The 15,162-nt window shown below is 59.7% G+C and carries 12 protein-coding genes and 1 tRNA gene; 8 read left to right on the forward strand and 5 right to left on the reverse strand.

Features of this window, described 5'->3' with window-relative positions:
* The first annotated feature begins 37 nt into the window (after positions 1-37).
* The 3 genes from dnaG (at position 38) to O3S81_RS01970 (ending at position 5,588) form a co-directional block, all read left to right on the forward strand.
* Positions 38-2,023, forward strand: a complete 1,986-nt coding sequence (gene dnaG, locus O3S81_RS01960; protein ID WP_269340579.1) for a DNA primase — start codon at positions 38-40, stop codon at positions 2,021-2,023.
* Between the two features lie 393 nt (positions 2,024-2,416).
* Positions 2,417-4,471, forward strand: a complete 2,055-nt coding sequence (gene rpoD, locus O3S81_RS01965) for an RNA polymerase sigma factor RpoD (protein ID WP_269340580.1) — start codon at positions 2,417-2,419, stop codon at positions 4,469-4,471.
* 196 nt (positions 4,472-4,667) lie between these two features.
* Positions 4,668-5,588 (forward strand): DUF930 domain-containing protein, encoded by a 921-nt coding sequence (locus O3S81_RS01970; RefSeq protein ID WP_269340581.1) that lies wholly within the window; start codon positions 4,668-4,670, stop codon positions 5,586-5,588.
* A 119-nt stretch (positions 5,589-5,707) separates the two neighbouring features.
* Here the strand turns inward: O3S81_RS01970 and O3S81_RS01975 are convergent, their stop codons facing one another.
* Positions 5,708-8,260 (reverse strand): HWE histidine kinase domain-containing protein, encoded by a 2,553-nt coding sequence (locus O3S81_RS01975; protein ID WP_269340582.1) that lies wholly within the window; start codon positions 8,258-8,260, stop codon positions 5,708-5,710.
* Between the two features lie 252 nt (positions 8,261-8,512).
* On the opposite strand from O3S81_RS01975, the gene O3S81_RS01980 reads away from it, so the two are divergent.
* Together O3S81_RS01980 and O3S81_RS01985 are read left to right on the forward strand one after the other, a co-directional pair.
* A complete protein-coding gene (locus tag O3S81_RS01980; protein ID WP_269340583.1) occupies positions 8,513-8,935 on the forward strand; it encodes a secondary thiamine-phosphate synthase enzyme YjbQ in 423 nt (140 codons plus the stop codon).
* Between the two features lie 150 nt (positions 8,936-9,085).
* Positions 9,086-9,421 carry a hypothetical protein gene (locus tag O3S81_RS01985; protein WP_065655756.1) on the forward strand — a complete coding sequence of 112 codons (336 nt, stop codon included), beginning with the start codon at positions 9,086-9,088 and terminating at the stop codon, positions 9,419-9,421.
* 164 nt (positions 9,422-9,585) lie between these two features.
* Here the strand turns inward: O3S81_RS01985 and O3S81_RS01990 are convergent, their stop codons facing one another.
* A complete protein-coding gene (locus tag O3S81_RS01990; protein WP_269340584.1) occupies positions 9,586-10,329 on the reverse strand; it encodes an SIMPL domain-containing protein in 744 nt (247 codons plus the stop codon).
* A gap of 180 nt (positions 10,330-10,509) precedes the next feature.
* Here O3S81_RS01990 and O3S81_RS01995 point away from each other — a divergent pair.
* A tRNA-Ile gene (locus tag O3S81_RS01995) sits at positions 10,510-10,585 on the forward strand.
* Between the two features lie 150 nt (positions 10,586-10,735).
* Here the strand turns inward: O3S81_RS01995 and O3S81_RS02000 are convergent.
* Together O3S81_RS02000 and O3S81_RS02005 are read right to left on the reverse strand one after the other, a co-directional pair.
* A complete protein-coding gene (locus O3S81_RS02000) occupies positions 10,736-11,104 on the reverse strand; it encodes a hypothetical protein (RefSeq protein ID WP_269340585.1) in 369 nt (122 codons plus the stop codon).
* Positions 11,105-11,316: 212 nt separating this feature from the next.
* Positions 11,317-11,949, reverse strand: a complete 633-nt coding sequence (locus O3S81_RS02005; RefSeq protein ID WP_269340586.1) for an outer membrane protein — start codon at positions 11,947-11,949, stop codon at positions 11,317-11,319.
* 444 nt (positions 11,950-12,393) lie between these two features.
* Between O3S81_RS02005 and O3S81_RS02010 the strand changes: the two genes are divergently transcribed.
* On the forward strand, positions 12,394-12,846 hold the full coding sequence (locus O3S81_RS02010; RefSeq protein ID WP_269340587.1) for a hypothetical protein: 453 nt from the start codon (positions 12,394-12,396) through the stop codon (positions 12,844-12,846).
* A 211-nt stretch (positions 12,847-13,057) separates the two neighbouring features.
* Positions 13,058-13,618, forward strand: a complete 561-nt coding sequence (locus O3S81_RS02015; protein WP_269340589.1) for a dual specificity protein phosphatase family protein — start codon at positions 13,058-13,060, stop codon at positions 13,616-13,618.
* A 190-nt stretch (positions 13,619-13,808) separates the two neighbouring features.
* Here O3S81_RS02015 and O3S81_RS02020 read toward each other — a convergent pair whose 3' ends face one another.
* A complete protein-coding gene (locus O3S81_RS02020; RefSeq protein ID WP_269340590.1) occupies positions 13,809-15,068 on the reverse strand; it encodes an AGE family epimerase/isomerase in 1,260 nt (419 codons plus the stop codon).
* Positions 15,069-15,162 lie beyond the last annotated feature (94 nt).

Raw genomic sequence — 15,162 nt, forward strand, 5'->3', positions numbered from 1 at the left:
GCGCTTATATGAAAGACTGGCCTCGAACGGGTAACCCATGCGCTTTTCCAATTCTTTCCTCGATGAGATACGCGACCGCGTGCACATCTCTGATGTGATCGGCCGACGTGTGTCCTGGGACAAGAAGAAGACCAACACGTCGCGGGGAGACTATTGGGCCTGCTGCCCGTTCCACGGTGAAAAAAGCCCGAGCTTCCACTGCGAGGATCGCAAGGGCCGGTATCATTGCTTCGGTTGTGGTGTTTCCGGCGATCATTTCCGGTTTCTGACGGAGCTTGAGGGCCTGAGTTTTCCTGAAGCCGTGCAACAGGTCGCTGATATGGCCGGCATTTCCATGCCGCAGCCCGATCCGCAGGCGGAGAAGCGCGAACGTGAACGCACTTCGCTTCAGGACGTCATGGAAATGGCGACGCTGTTCTTTCAGGATCAGTTGCAGACGGCGCTTGGTGCGCGGGCGCGGGCTTACCTGCGCGATCGCGGGCTGACCGGGCGCACCATCGAGACTTTCCGGCTGGGTTATGCGCCGGATAGCCGCAATGCGCTGAAGGAGCATCTGGCGAGCAAGGGCGTGTCCAAGGAACAGATGGAAGCCTGCGGGCTGGTGGTGCACGAAAACGTGCCGGTCTCCTATGACCGGTTTCGCGATCGCATCATGTTCCCGATCCTGTCCTCGCGGGAAAAGGTGATCGCCTTCGGCGGCCGCGCCATGGCGGCGGATGCCGTGGCGAAATATCTGAATTCCAATGAGACCGAACTCTTCCACAAGGGCAATGTTCTTTATAATTTCGCCCGGGCCCGCCGCGCTTCGCAGGCGGCTGGCGGTTCGGTCATCGCGGTTGAAGGTTATATGGATGTCATCGCGCTTTATCAGGCGGGTGTCGAAAATGCGGTCGCGCCGCTCGGCACGGCACTGACCGAAAGCCAGCTCGATCTCCTCTGGAAAATGTCGCCGCAGCCGATCCTCTGCTTCGATGGTGATGGCGCCGGCATTCGCGCCGCCAACCGTGCGGCTGATCTTGCCCTGCCGCATATCAAACCGGACCGTTCCGTCAGCTTCGCGCTTCTGCCCGATGGCAAGGACCCGGACGATCTCGTGCGGCTGGAAGGGCGTGCGCCTTTCGACCGGGTGCTTTCGGAAGCCAAGCCGCTGGCGGCGATGATCTGGAGCCGCGAGACGGCCGGCGTCACATTCGACACACCGGAAAAGCGCGCGCAGCTTGAAAGCCGGCTGCGGCAGATTGTGGCCGTGATCGGCGACGAGACCGTGCGCCGTTTTTACCAGCAGGATATGCGCGACAGGCTGAACGGATTTTTCCAGCCGCGTTTCCAGTCGGGCGGCTCGCAGGGCGGGAATTTTCGCCGCGAGGGCGGTCAGGGCGCGGGACGCGGTTTCCAGCGTAATGCGCCGGGGCGGGGTGGGGCCATGGCCGCGCCCGCCAGCAGCATTTCCGACCGCCTGGCGCAGTCCGGCCTTGTCCGGGGCTATCAGACCAAGCCTTCGCTGCGTGAAAGCGTTCTTGCCATTACCATCGTCAACCATCCCGAATTGCTGCTCGAGGAATATGACGAGATCGCCGCCATCGATTACGAGAACCGTGATCTGCAACGCTTGTGGTCGACGGTGCTGACCTTTGCCGCGGAAAGTGCGGCGGAGGTATCGCGGGCCGGGCTGATCGAGCGTCTGTCGCAGCAGGGTTTCGAGGCGCTTTTGAAGGTCATGGACCAGCAGGTGCGCAATGCCCGCCTGTGGACCGCGACCGAACAGGCGGCGATGGAGGATGCGCGTGAGGGGTATGTGCAGGCGCTTTCGCTGCATAAGAGGACGAAATCGCTGCTCTGGCAGAAACGTGAACTGGAACGGGAAATAGCCGAGGCGACGGATGATGAGCGCGGCACGCTTCTGGTGCGGGCGCTGGCCGAAGTGCAGCTTGAAATCGGCCGCATGGAAAATCAGGAAGCGATCATCGACGGTTTCGGTGTCATGTCCGGCCGGGTGAAGGGGCCTGCCTTCGGCCATGGCTGAGAGGGCTGGCCAAGAATTGAAAGACGTGTGGGGTTGCCTTTTGCGGCAAGCGTCCTAAATAGGGGATAGTCTGGTGATAACCGCAAAATGCGGCCTTTTTTGAGAATTTCCGTGGCTGTCTCGCTCTCAAAGGCTTGACGGGGCGGGAAATAGCGGGAATCACCATTTCAGGAAAAGTAAGGTGGAATGAGCCTTGGCGGATAGAAATTGCATGAGCAAGCATTTCCGGGTGCACTGTCTTTGCATTCTGCCTGAGGCTGCCGTGGTTAATCGGCAATTAAAGATCACTCCGTTAGGTGTCTGACAGTGATTCGCGGCAAACCGCTGGATGCTCAAGGGGCGGACGGCGATGCGGCGGAACAGGTGTTAGCGTCAGGGAAAGCGACGAGATAGATGGCAACCAAAGTCAAAGAAAACGAAGAAGCAGAAAACGAACGCGACGGTGCGACGGACGGCCCGCTTCTCGACCTTTCGGATGACGCGGTCAAGAAAATGATCAAGGCCGCCAAGAAGCGCGGCTATGTGACAATGGACGAGCTGAATTCCGTCCTGCCGTCCGAAGAGGTGACTTCCGAGCAGATCGAAGACACGATGGCGATGCTGTCCGACATGGGCATCAATGTGATCGAGGACGAGGACGCAGAAGAAGCCGCCAGCAGCGACGACGACAGCGATTCCGACGGTGACGATTCCGAGGGTGGCGAACTCGCCCCTTCCAGCGGCACCGCGCTTGCGACCGCCAAGAAGAAAGAACCGACCGACCGTACCGATGACCCGGTGCGCATGTATCTGCGCGAAATGGGTTCCGTCGAGCTCCTGTCGCGCGAAGGCGAAATCGCCATCGCCAAGCGCATCGAGGCCGGCCGCGAAACGATGATTTCGGGCCTGTGCGAAAGCCCGCTGACGTTCCAGGCGCTGATCATCTGGCGCGACGAACTCAACGAAGGCACGACGCTGCTGCGCGAGATCATCGATCTCGAGACGACCTATTCCGGTCCGGAAGCCAAGGCGGCCCCCCAGTTCCAGAGCCCGGAAAAGATCGAGGCTGACCGCAAGGCCGCCGAAGAGAAGGAAAAGACCCGCAAGCTGCGTGCGCCGACCGGCGACGAAGACGTGACTGACGTTGGTGGTGATGGCCTGCCGCCGGAAGAGGAAGAAGAGGACGACGACGAGTCCAATCTTTCGCTTGCCGCGATGGAAGCCGAACTGCGCCCGCAGGTCATGGAAACGCTCGACACTATTGCTGACACCTACAAGAAGCTGCGCAAGCTTCAGGATCAGCAGGTGGAAGCGCGCCTCGCCTGCACGGGCACACTCTCTTCCGGCCAGGAACGCCGTTACAAGGAACTGAAGGATCAGCTGATCACGGCCGTCAAGTCGCTGTCGCTGAACCAGAACCGTATCGACAGCCTCGTCGAGCAGCTCTACGACATTTCCAAGCGCCTGATGCAGAATGAAGGCCGGCTGCTGCGCCTTGCCGAATCCTATGGCGTCAAGCGCGACAGCTTCCTCGAACAGTATCACGGTGCGGAACTCGATCCGAACTGGATGAAGTCGATCGCCAATCTGGCCGCCCGCGGCTGGAAGGAATTCGCTCGCGAAGAAAGCAACACGATCCGGGAAATCCGTCAGGAAATCCAGAACCTCTCCACGGAAACCGGCATTTCCATCGCCGAATTCCGCCGCATCGTTTCGATGGTGCAGAAGGGCGAGCGCGAAGCGCGTATCGCCAAGAAGGAGATGGTCGAGGCCAACCTGCGTCTCGTGATCTCGATTGCGAAGAAGTATACCAACCGTGGTCTGCAGTTCCTCGATCTCATTCAGGAAGGCAATATCGGCCTGATGAAGGCGGTCGACAAGTTCGAATATCGCCGTGGTTACAAGTTCTCGACCTATGCCACCTGGTGGATCAGGCAGGCGATCACCCGTTCGATCGCCGACCAGGCCCGCACGATCCGTATTCCGGTTCACATGATCGAAACGATCAACAAGATCGTCCGTACATCGCGCCAGATGCTGCACGAGATCGGCCGCGAGCCGACCCCGGAAGAGCTGGCCGAGAAGCTGGCCATGCCGCTTGAAAAGGTGCGCAAGGTTCTGAAGATCGCCAAGGAGCCGATCTCGCTCGAAACCCCCGTGGGTGACGAAGAGGATTCGCATCTCGGTGACTTCATCGAGGACAAGAACGCGCTGCTGCCCATCGACGCCGCCATCCAGGCGAACCTGCGCGAGACGACCACCCGCGTTCTGGCTTCGCTGACGCCGCGTGAAGAACGTGTTCTGCGCATGCGTTTCGGCATCGGCATGAACACGGACCATACGCTGGAAGAAGTCGGCCAGCAGTTCTCGGTCACGCGCGAACGTATTCGTCAGATCGAAGCCAAGGCGTTGCGCAAGCTGAAGCACCCGAGCCGCTCCAGAAAGCTCAGAAGCTTCCTCGACAGCTAAGCTCTCCGCTTCCTTTAAAATTGAACCCGGTCAGTCTGCTCTGGCCGGGTTTTTTGTTTCCCGCACTGGCGAACTCTGCGACAAGCCTTATGTGTGAAAGCAGGCATTCCGTCTTGGTCGGAAATGCTCGGGTTCTATTTGGTTCGATAAGATGCAACAGGCTTCGGCAAGCAAGTGGCGGCGAGGAGGATGGGCTGTGCCCGTCTCCGTGTTGCTGCATCTTGTCGTCGTTGCGCTGTTCTTTTTCGAATTGCCGGAACGGATAGCCGAACCGCAGGAACCGGAAAGCATCAGCGTCGATCTGGTGCCGCCGCCCGAGGAGAAAAAGGCGGAAGAGGCCCCGCCGCCGGGCGAGGAGAAGGCGAAAGAGGAAAAACCGCAACCTCCGCCACCCCCGCCCGCGCCGCCACAGGAAGAGGCGAAACCTTTGCCGCCGCCGCAGGCGACGCTACCGGCCATCGCCATGCGGCCGGAGGAGACGCAGGCGGACCCCGCAGACAAGCCGGGTAAGACGGAAGAAGCGGAAAAGAGCGAGGCTTCCGAGGAACCGGCAAACCAGCCTGAAAAGGCGGCTGAGGAGAAGCCCGTGCCACCTGCCGCCAACAACGATCTTCAGGCTTCCGCGGAGCAGGGGGAGATTGCGGTTTCACCCGTGAAGGAAGAAAAACAGCCGGAACAGCCGCCGGTGCCACAGGCAAAGCCTTCCGAGGAAAAGCCTGCGGAGGTTGCGGAGAAGAAGCCCGCTAAGCTTCCTGCGGCCAAAAACCTGTTGTCTGCCTCCATGCTCTCGCCGGCCCAGAGACGGCAGATGTTCGGCGATCTACCGCCCCGTCGCCGCATCGTGCAGCTTTGCAGCACTGAAGCTCTGGCCCAAATTCAGGGCGCGGGTTTTTCGGCTAGAGGCATGATCCCCTATTCGGACACGGGCGGGAGGATTTCCGGCAATTCGATCGACGCTTCCGGCGGTGCGTTCAACACGGGCAATGGCTGGCACGATGTTTCTTTCCAGTGCGAAGTCGATCTGGAAAATTACACCGTGACGGAGTTCCGCTTTAAAATCGGCAATGAGGTCAGCCCGGAAGAAGCGAAAAAGCGGGGCTTTACGAGATTTCAATGAGGGTGGGTTTCCTCGATTTTGACGATTGGCGGCCGGTCTGACAACCACCGTTCGTCATCCTCGGGACAGGCCCGAGGATGATGTCGAGTATGAGGAGGTCTCCTTGCGGGTAACGCCTCCTATACCCGCTCCGTGTTCCCCACCAGAATCCCGATCCCTGCCATCAGCGCATCCTCGTCATAGGGCTTCCGGATCACCGGCACATTGCCGAATTCATCCGGCACCATGCTGCCATCCGCATAACCGGTGGCGAAGAGGAAGGGGACGCCGCGGCGGTGGAGTTCGCGGGCGACGGGGATTGAGGTATCGGAACCGAGATTGATGTCGAGAATGGCCACATCCGGCACATAGCTCTTCAGCTTTTCGATCGCCATGGCCGACGATGTCGCCGTTTCGATTGCCTTGATGCCGTTGTCCTCCAGCATGTTCTCGACATCCATGGCAATCAGCATCTGGTCTTCGACAAGCAATATTTTCAACGGCTCCTCCCGGTTATAACGTCTGGGCCGCGGTGCGGTCCTGTCCCCGTCTTTTGTGTCGGAGGCTGTTGTGGCGGATGAAACATGGCGGGAGGGTAGGAGTATCTCCGCTTCCAGCCCGTCCGGCAAATAGCGTATCGTGCTGCGCCCGCCGAGATCGTAGGGAATGCTGCGGCTGATGAGCGCCGTGCCGAAACCGGCGCGCGACGGTGTCGGTAGCTTGATGGGCAGGGTTTCACGCCACTGGATTTCGCAATCGCGGTTGTCGTTGATCTGCCAGCGCACATGCAATTGCCCGCCGGTTTGCGACAGCGCGCCATATTTGGCGGCATTCGTCGCCAGCTCGTGCAGAACCAGAGCCATGACGGAGAAAGCGCGCGAATCGAGCGTGATCTGTGGCCCGGTCAGTTCCACCACGGTTTCGGGCGAACGATGCGGCGACAGTTCGGCATCCAGCAGATCGCGCAGCGCGCCGCCGCCTTCGCCGCGAATAATCTGGTCATGGGCAAAGGACAGCGCCTGAATGCGGCCCTTCAGCGCGGTGACATAATCCTGCAGCGTCTTGCCCTCCTGCGAGGGATTGCCGACCAGCGATTTGATGATGGCCAGAACATTCTTGACGCGGTGGTTGAGTTCCTCGTTCAGCATGCGCTGGCGCACTTCGGCGCGCTCCCTTTCGCCCGCCATCAGCTCGCTGTGATGGAAGGCAACCTCGACCAGCGCAATTCTGGCGGCTTCGGCAATTTCCCGGTCGGCTTCAGACCAGGGTTGCGCCTGCAGGCGAACGGTCTCCTTCCAGATCGCAAAACTCTTGCGCGGAGTGAGGCGGTCGCCCATCGGGCCGGTCTCATAGGATTTTTCCGGATTGCCGGCCCAGTTCAGGCTCTGCACGATCTCCTTGCGGAAAAACAGCAGATAGTTGTTTTTCACCTGCGACAGCGGGATGGCGAGCATGCCGGCGGCGGTGCCGGCATAGATCTCCGCTTCCGATATGGCCTGTGAAAGGGCGTGCGTCGCCCAGACCTTGCCTTCCGATGCGGAGGCGACGAAACGCGCCAGTCTTGGAATGGCGTCATGCGGCGGCGTTGCCCCATGGCCATGCCAGTTGTTGCCGACCCAGAGCCCGACGCCATCACACGGCATCAGATCGGCAAAATCCTGAAAACTATCGACCAGCAATTCTTCAATGTTGGCGTGATGGGCGGCAAGCCGCAGAAAACGGTCGAGCGCGGCGTGGGCGTGGTTGACGGTATCGAGCCGCCGCTTCTGCTTCAGAACCTGCAGATGCATGGAGAAAAATTCTCCGAACATTTCAGCTGCGATCCGAACCGGCATGGTCAGCACACGCGGAGAATAATGGTGGCAGGCGATCAGCCCCCAAAGCGCGCCGTCGACAATCACCGAAATCGACATGGAGGCGGCAACCCCCATGTTGCGGAGATATTCGCAATGAATGGGCGAGACGCTGCGCAGATGCGCGTAAGAGAGGTCGAGCGGCTCGCCGGAGGCATCGAGGGCCGGCAGGACGGGAACGCGTGCGCCGCTGGCATCGGAGATGATGCGCAGCGTGTTCCTTAGATAAAGCGCGCGGGCCTGCTGCGGGATATCGCTGGCGGGGAAATATTGCCCGAGAAAGCTTTCCAGCTCTGGCTGCTTGGCTTCCGATACGACCTTGCCGGCGCCGTCTTCCTCAAAACGGTAGATCATCACCCGGTCGTAACCGAGCGTTGCCTTTATCAGCCGCGTCGTTCTGGAAATCAGGCTTTCGACGCTGTCCGCCTCGCGGATGCGGTCCACCATCTTCCGGGCGGTGCCGAGCGGCTGGGTTTCGCTTCGGGAGGGTTCAAATTCGATGATGGTGGTGGATTTGTAGCGATGGAGCGAAATATCGAAACTGCGGCCATCGCTTGTTTCCGTGTTGGGCAGCATGGCCGGACGCGCGGTTCTGCCGGTGACGGTCAGTGCGTTGCGAAGATCGTGGACGAGCTTTTTGCCGAGCACATCCTCTGCGGTCCTGCCGTTGATATCGCCGTCAACGCCGAGCAGTTCGCGGCAGTTTTCAGAGTGCCGCAGCACCATGCGCATGGCATTGTCGCAGGCGATGAGACAGCCATGGGTTTGAATATAGCCCGGAATATGGATGGGTTCGCGGTCGCAATTGGTCAGGTCGACATGATAGTCAGTAGGTGCCATGAATCAGTCTTTCGCACCCTGTCTGTCTGTGCCGAGGATAATCTGTTGGTCGAGGGATGGGAAAGCCTGAATAATTCATTCTGATCGTGCCAACCCTTCCCCGTTTTCTGCAACTGTGACGCCGGTTTCCCGTTGTGTTCATAGAACACCGACGTCACGCGATTGTCGTATCCCTGACGTCATCGGATACAATTTGACATGTTGCAACGTTGTCAAAGTCGATTTTGTTCCAGCTTGTTTGAAGGAAAAATTGTGCCGCAGAAGAAAATAATCATCGCCACCCGGGGACAGGGTCTTTACGAGTTCACATCGGAGGCTCAGGGCTTGGTCAAACAGGCGGGGCTGGAGGAGGGCCTGCTGACGATCTTCGTTCGCCACACATCCTGCTCGCTGCTCATTCAGGAAAATGCCGACCCCGATGTCCGGCGCGATCTCAAGACATTTTTCTCGCGCCTCGTGCCGCCGTCCAGCGATCCTTCCATGCGCTGGGTCGTTCACACACTCGAAGGTCCGGACGATATGCCCGCCCATATCAAATCGGCGCTGACGACGGTTTCCATCGGCGTACCGATCAGCGACGGGCGGCTCGTGCTCGGTACATGGCAGGGACTTTATCTTTTCGAACACCGCGACCAGCCGCACCACCGCGAAATCGTGCTGCATATCTCGCCCTGATAGACGGATCCGATCGCCGTCAACCGTGTTAATATCTCTGAACGCCTGCTGAACATTCGGTTCTGTTCATATTCAGGCAGGCGGCTCTAAGGTCTCGTCAATCGCCGGGGGATGTTCCTCTGTCGGCACAGAAACAAACGGAGTGAGTTCATGTTCAGCACCTTCGCAAAAGCCGGCCTGGCTGCCCTCATCGCCCTCGGTGGAATTTCCTTCACTGCGCCGGCGGCTTCCGCAGGCTCGGATGTTCAGTTCAGGGTTCAGGTTCAGGATGGTTATGGCCATCGTCCCGGCTGGGGTCGCCCGGATCGTCCGCGTCGCGGCTGCTCGCCCTGGCTTGCGGAAGAAAAGGCAAGCCGCATGGGTCTTCGCCGCGCCCGCGTGGTGGATGTCTCGCCGCGCCGTGTCGTGGTGGCAGGCTTCAACCGCTATGGCCGTGACCGCGTCGTTTTCGCCAATGAGCGCGGCTGCCCGGTAATCCGCCGCTAATAGCAGCGCCCTTTATTGATCTGCCAATATCCCCGTATGGCAGGTTGATCAAAAATGCCCCTCGCTTCCGCAATGGCAGCGAGGGGCATTTCTTTTTGCAATATGCCTGTGGTGGAACCGAAGATGGGGCAGGAGCGGCACCAGGGTGCCGCCCGCCGCCAATCTTACTGGTCGAGCGCGAAGGTGACGTTGACCACCACGCTGTAGCTGTTCTCGCCCGAAGCGATCGGCACGCTGTCGGCTTCCTTCATCATCGAAGCACGCATCATGCCCGCCGGTACCGGCATCGGGCGCTGCGAGTTTTCGCTGATCTGAATGACACGGCCAAGCTTCACGCCTGCCGCTTCCGTCAGCGTTTTCGCCTTGGCCAGAGCATCGGCAACGGCTAGCTTGCGGGCTTCGGTCACCGTCGCTTCGGGCTTGTCATTGGTGAAGGTGATATCGCCACCCTGGTTGATGCCGAGCTTGACGGAGGTATCGAGGATTGTGCCGAGCTTTTTCAGATCGCGCACCCGCACTGTCAGGCCGTTGGACACCTGATAGCCGGTGATCTCAGGCGCGACATAAACGCCGTTCTTGGACTCGTTCTGCTTATAAATCGGTTGCAACGAGAAATTACTCGTCTGCAGGTCGCGGTCTTCGATGGCGGCCTCTTTCAGCGCCTTCAGAACATCGGCGAGTGCCTTGGAATTTTCAGTCAGCGCAGCCGCGGCGGTTTCCGCCTGCTTGACGACGCTGAAGGAAAGAATAGCCATATCGGGCGCGATGGCCGCCTGGCCTTCGCCGGAAACACTGATGGTGGCTTCGCGCAGGCTGGTATCCTGCGCAGATACCTGGGCGGCAAGCGGCATCATGGCCGCCGCGGTCAATGCGGTGAGTGCGAAAAGGCGGGCCGTTTTTGTCTTCATGGTGTTTCCTCTTTGATTGAGTCCCTTTGAAGGGTATTGCCTTAGATTGTGTAGCTAATACGGCGGCACTGCTTTGCGAAAGCATCATTGGCTTGTCGGGCTGTAAAAATTACGTTAGAGCGTGACCCCACCGGATTCGAGCCATTGCGAACCGGTATTTCGGATCATCTTTTCCGAAAAGGGCCTGTAGCTCAATGGTTAGAGCCGGCGGCTCATAACCGCTTGGTTGGGGGTTCGAGTCCCTCCGGGCCCACCATTTTCATCTAAGAGTCACAGCGTAGATTATTGAAAATCTCAAGTCAGCATCTGGGACGCTGCTGACGCGTTGCGAGCGGTTCATCCAGCAAAAATCCGACCAGCCGGTTAGACTGATCGGATCATCCTGCGCGAATCTTCGGCGATGCGGTCAGTTGCAGACCCGCATGCTCTCCGTATGCCAGCCGCCGTCATAGGAATTCGGCACGCGGCGGTCTTCGAACCAGCAGCGCGGCGGGGGCGGTGGTGGCGGTTCGTAGTAGCGGGGGCCGTTATTATTGGCGATGGCGCCGCCGATCAGGCCGCCGATCACGCCTGCGGCGAGGCCGCCGGCAATCGCTGCGCCGTCATTGTGGCGGCGGTGTTCGCGGTAAGGTGGCGGGGGTGGGCCGCCGCGGTCGTAACCCCGGTCATAGCGCGGGCGGTAGGGATAGTCCTGCGCGGCAGCGGTGCCGTAGGATGCGAAGACGCTGCCGGTGGAAACCAGCGCGGCAATTGTGGAAAGAATTATCTTTTTCATCGGGGCTACTCCATAAGCCTGCTTCGGGAGATAGAGGCTCATTATGCCCGGATGATGGCACGGCACGGGTGAATGTCCTGTGAATATTCCGTTTTTCCGGGGTTCACATTTTCTCATACTTTTCAGGCGGACGCCCGGTGCCCGGTGCGGTCTTTCTGCCACGAAAAAGCCCGGCGGATGGCCGGGCTTTTGCCGAGATCATCCGGTCAGGATCAGAACTTCACACCGAGACCGACCTTGACGGTGTGCTGGTCGACATCGGTATTGATGCCGAAGATATCCTTGTCGCCATAGTCGTTATAGCGATATTCCAGCCTGCCGAACACATTGTCGGTGAAGGCATAATCCAGACCCGCGCCAACGGTGTAACCGTTGAATGTGGTGCTGTCCTTGCCGGCGCCGGGTGTTTCGATGAAGCCGCGGGTGGCGGTCCAGCCGGCGGTGGCATAGATCAGGGCGTGGTCGAAGGCATAACCGACGCGGCCGCGGACGGAGCCCTGCCAGTCGGTGCCGATTTTGACCCCCGCATAATCATTATCATTCCAGTTGTAGTCGACATCGCCCTCGATGCCGAGGACCATATTATTGTCGAACTGGTAATTGTAACCCGCGAAGGCGCCCAGAATACCGCCATCGAAATTATCGGAGGCCACGGGCCCGCCCGCCGAAAAATCGCCGTTCGCCCAGCCCGCGCCGCCTTGAATACCAAGATAGGGGCCAGACCAGGTGAAGACCGGCAGGGTTTCCTGCGCAACCGGTGGTGCGGGCGTTTCGTAGACGGCATCCGCGGCCATTGCGGTGCTGGCCGACAGGGCCAGGAGTGACGTTACGATCAGCGTTTTCATCGTTTTTCTCCCTGAGCTGACTGACATCCATAGCATAGATTAGCTGCTTTTAATATGGGGCGGGGTTCGGCGGTTCCAAGAGGCGCTGTGTCCCTTGGGCGTTGCAGGCCGTCTTGCCCCGGATCGTGGCGCTTTTTACCGCCCCGCCATGCGGTTCTGATGCTGCGAACGCCTTCGGCGGCATTTGGTTCCCTCTGTCGTTTCATCGCGGGTCGGGCGGGGTGGTGGTGGGTGTCACGCTTGGTTGTCTTGACAGCGGGGGGAGCGACCATAGAGTTGTGGTTGACGGCGGCAATGCCGGTGCTTCGTGCCGCACGCCAAACGGTGCAAACCGCCGTTGAGACGATACCCTCGCGACCCTGCCGCAAGTGTGGTCGTTGCGGGCAGCAAGTGCATGGGAGGATGAGATCGCATGGGGTTTTGTTTTAGCGTGGGAGGAACGACGTGATTGTCGGAGCCGTTCTCAGCGCCATTCTTCTTCTCACCCTCATTGCGTTTCCGCGGCATCTGAAATCCGTTGTCATCTGCCTGCTCCTGATCTGGACGACGACCGCCGCCTTTGTCATCTATGACTGGTGGCGCGGCAGCAAGCGGCTTGAACATATCATCGCGACCGCGGATTTTGATGCCTCGTGCCCGGATGCGGCGCTGCCCATTCGTGTCAGCTTCCGCAACGATAATAATGTCGCCGTGCAGCGGCTGACCTATACGCTGGAAGGCTTCGAGCCCGCCTTCCGCGCCTCTGTCACCTTCGATCCCTATCAGGTGAGCGAAAGGCGGATCGAGGCCGGGGAGACATTCTCGGCCTGCCGCTCCTTCCGCCTGCGCGGCAATGAAAGGGCGGAGCCGCAGCGGCTGGAATGGCGCGTCACCGTCGTTTCCGCGGAATTCGACTGAGGGCTTCGCGCGGCTTCCGGCTATCACGGCATTTTGAAAAATTTCCGCGTCGGCGAGTGGCGGCCGAAAAATCCTTGCATCACAGCGGCTTCACGGCGGCAGGTCAGTTCCCGTTGCCCGCACCGAAAGGTGTTCGGGCGGCGCCTGACTTGTTTTCGTCGGTTTGCGATGCCATCTCCCAGCCATTCGATGAATGTCGCGGGTTGATGTTTTGCGTATTGTTTTGAAGTTTCTGAAAATCACCGCCATCGGCCTTGTCGCCCTGCCGGTTCTGGCGGGCGCGCATATGGGCATCGGTCAGCTGACCGGAAATTTTCACGAAGTCATTCCCGGCGAGCTTTATCGTTCGGCCCAGCCGAGCGGCAAGGACATCACCACTTACGCCAAGACCTACGGCATCAAGACGATCATCAATCTGCGCGATGAAAAGCGCGAAGCCTGGTATGACGCCGAAAATCAGGCAGCAAAAAGCAATGGCATCCGGCTTGTCGATTATCCGCTGAGCTCAAGCGAAAGGGTTTCGGTGGAGGATTCAGAAACGCTGGCGGCTGTGCTGCGCAATGCCGAAAAACCGATCCTCATCCATTGTGAGCATGGCGCAAACCGCACCGGGCTTGCCTCCGCCATTTACGTGGCGGCCGTGGCCGGCAAGAGCGAGGCGGCCGCCGAGTTCCAGCTTTCGCCCTATTACGGGCATGTGCCGATCCCCGGCATCGGGCGGTATGAAATGTACCAGTCCTGGGATGATTTCGAGGAAACCATCGGGTTTTGAGGATTTCGGGACGCCTTTGATTTACCCCGACGGTGTCCTTTCCGCGCGGCGTCATCCTCGGGCTTGTCCCGAGAATCCAGCCACGTTGCATCCAGCAGATAGGTAGCAGATGCTCGGGACAAGCCCGAGCATGACGGCAGAGAAGTCTTCGGCGCCGTCGTCAGCTGGCATTCGTTTCCCGCAATGCTGCTCAATAATCCCCGCCGCTCTCCTTGATCACCTTCGTCAAGCTTCCGCTCGCCGGGAAAAGCGGGATGAGGCAGGCCTGAAGCGCGTGGTAGATATCGCCCTTGCCGGGGAACAGCGTGCGGGCGGGAACCAGATCTTCCGTCAGCTCCTCGTGCCAGCCGCCATTGGCGTGGTCGATGAAGCTGTTGGCTATGGTGCTCCAGATGCGGCGGTAGCTGTCTTCGTAGAACGGGTCCGCCGGCAGGTTTTCATTGAGGAAGTGGGCCGCACCCGCTGCCTCGCACATGGGCCACCAGAGCTTTGCCCGCTTGTCGGGATTGTCGTTCCAGTCAAGCGTATAAAAGAAGCCGCCCTTTTCCCGGTCCCAGCCGAGCGCCATGGATTGCACGAAAAGCGATTTGGCGGCGACCGGCATCCAGTCGTGGCGGCGCTCGCCCAGCACCCATAATTGCAGGATAAGGCGCGCCCATTCCAGCCAGTGGCCTGGGGTGGAGCCAGAGGGGCGGAACATTTCGTTGCCGCGATAATCCTTGTCGAGCGTCCAGTTCTCGTCGAAATGTTCCGGCACGCGGAAATCCAGCTCGCCGGCGCGGCGGCGGATGACGAGATCGGCGATGCGTTCGGCCTTGGTCAGGTAATTGCTGTCGCCCGTCGCCTCATAAGCGGCCATCAGTGCTTCGGTCAGATGCATATTGGAGTTCTGGCCGCGATAGTTCTCGATAGGCGACCAGTCGCGATGGAATTCCTCGGCGATGGCGCCATGCTTTTCTTCCCAGAACCGGGTTTCCAGAACCTCGGTAATGTCGGCCAGCATCTTGTCTGCGAGAGGGTGGCCGACGGTCTTGGCGGATGAGGCGGCCAGAAGCACGAAGGCATGGCCGTAGCCCTGCTTGGTGGCATCCACTGGGCCGGCATCGTTCACCTGCCAGAAATAGCCGCCATGCTCGCCGTCGCGGTGCCTGTTCCAGAGATAGGTCATGCCGTGATCGACGATATCGCCGCAACCCGGGCGGCCGAGCAGGTGGCCGATGGAGAAGCAATGCACCATGCGGGCGGAGGCGTGGATGCCGCGCACGGGATCGTTTTTCTGCAGCGGTGCGCCCTTGGCGTCGAGATCGAAGAAACCGCCGGCGGGGTTGAGGGCGCGGTGCTGGAAGAAATCGAAAAGTCCCTCGGCCTGTTTCACCAGCCACTGGCGGTGCCAGGGCAGGGTGTTCCAGTTGCGGCTGTTGTGATCGTCTTCGGGCATCTCGTCCTCCATGCGGTTTGCTGCTTCGGCTTATATCCTTGCCGTATAAACCTGTCATCTGTCAGCGATATTTCGTAACGTCGTGCAATGGCGCAAAGCCATGTCT

Origin of the sequence: Agrobacterium sp. SOY23, from assembly GCF_027212525.1 — a bacterium.
Taxonomy (GTDB): Bacteria; Pseudomonadota; Alphaproteobacteria; order Rhizobiales; family Rhizobiaceae; genus Agrobacterium; species Agrobacterium tumefaciens_I.

Excerpts from the sequence above, each read along its gene's own strand:
- rpoD (WP_269340580.1), top strand. The coding sequence starts at position 2,417 with ATGGCAACCAAAGTCAAAGAAAACGAAGAAGCAGAAAACGAACGCGAC.
- O3S81_RS01985 (WP_065655756.1), top strand. The coding sequence starts at position 9,086 with ATGTTCAGCACCTTCGCAAAAGCCGGCCTGGCTGCCCTCATCGCCCTC.
- O3S81_RS02005 (WP_269340586.1), bottom strand. The coding sequence starts at position 11,949 with ATGAAAACGCTGATCGTAACGTCACTCCTGGCCCTGTCGGCCAGCACC.
- dnaG (WP_269340579.1), top strand. The coding sequence starts at position 38 with ATGCGCTTTTCCAATTCTTTCCTCGATGAGATACGCGACCGCGTGCAC.
- O3S81_RS02000 (WP_269340585.1), bottom strand. The coding sequence starts at position 11,104 with ATGAAAAAGATAATTCTTTCCACAATTGCCGCGCTGGTTTCCACCGGC.
- O3S81_RS01975 (WP_269340582.1), bottom strand. The coding sequence starts at position 8,260 with ATGGCACCTACTGACTATCATGTCGACCTGACCAATTGCGACCGCGAA.
- O3S81_RS01990 (WP_269340584.1), bottom strand. The coding sequence starts at position 10,329 with ATGAAGACAAAAACGGCCCGCCTTTTCGCACTCACCGCATTGACCGCG.
- O3S81_RS02020 (WP_269340590.1), bottom strand. The coding sequence starts at position 15,068 with ATGGAGGACGAGATGCCCGAAGACGATCACAACAGCCGCAACTGGAAC.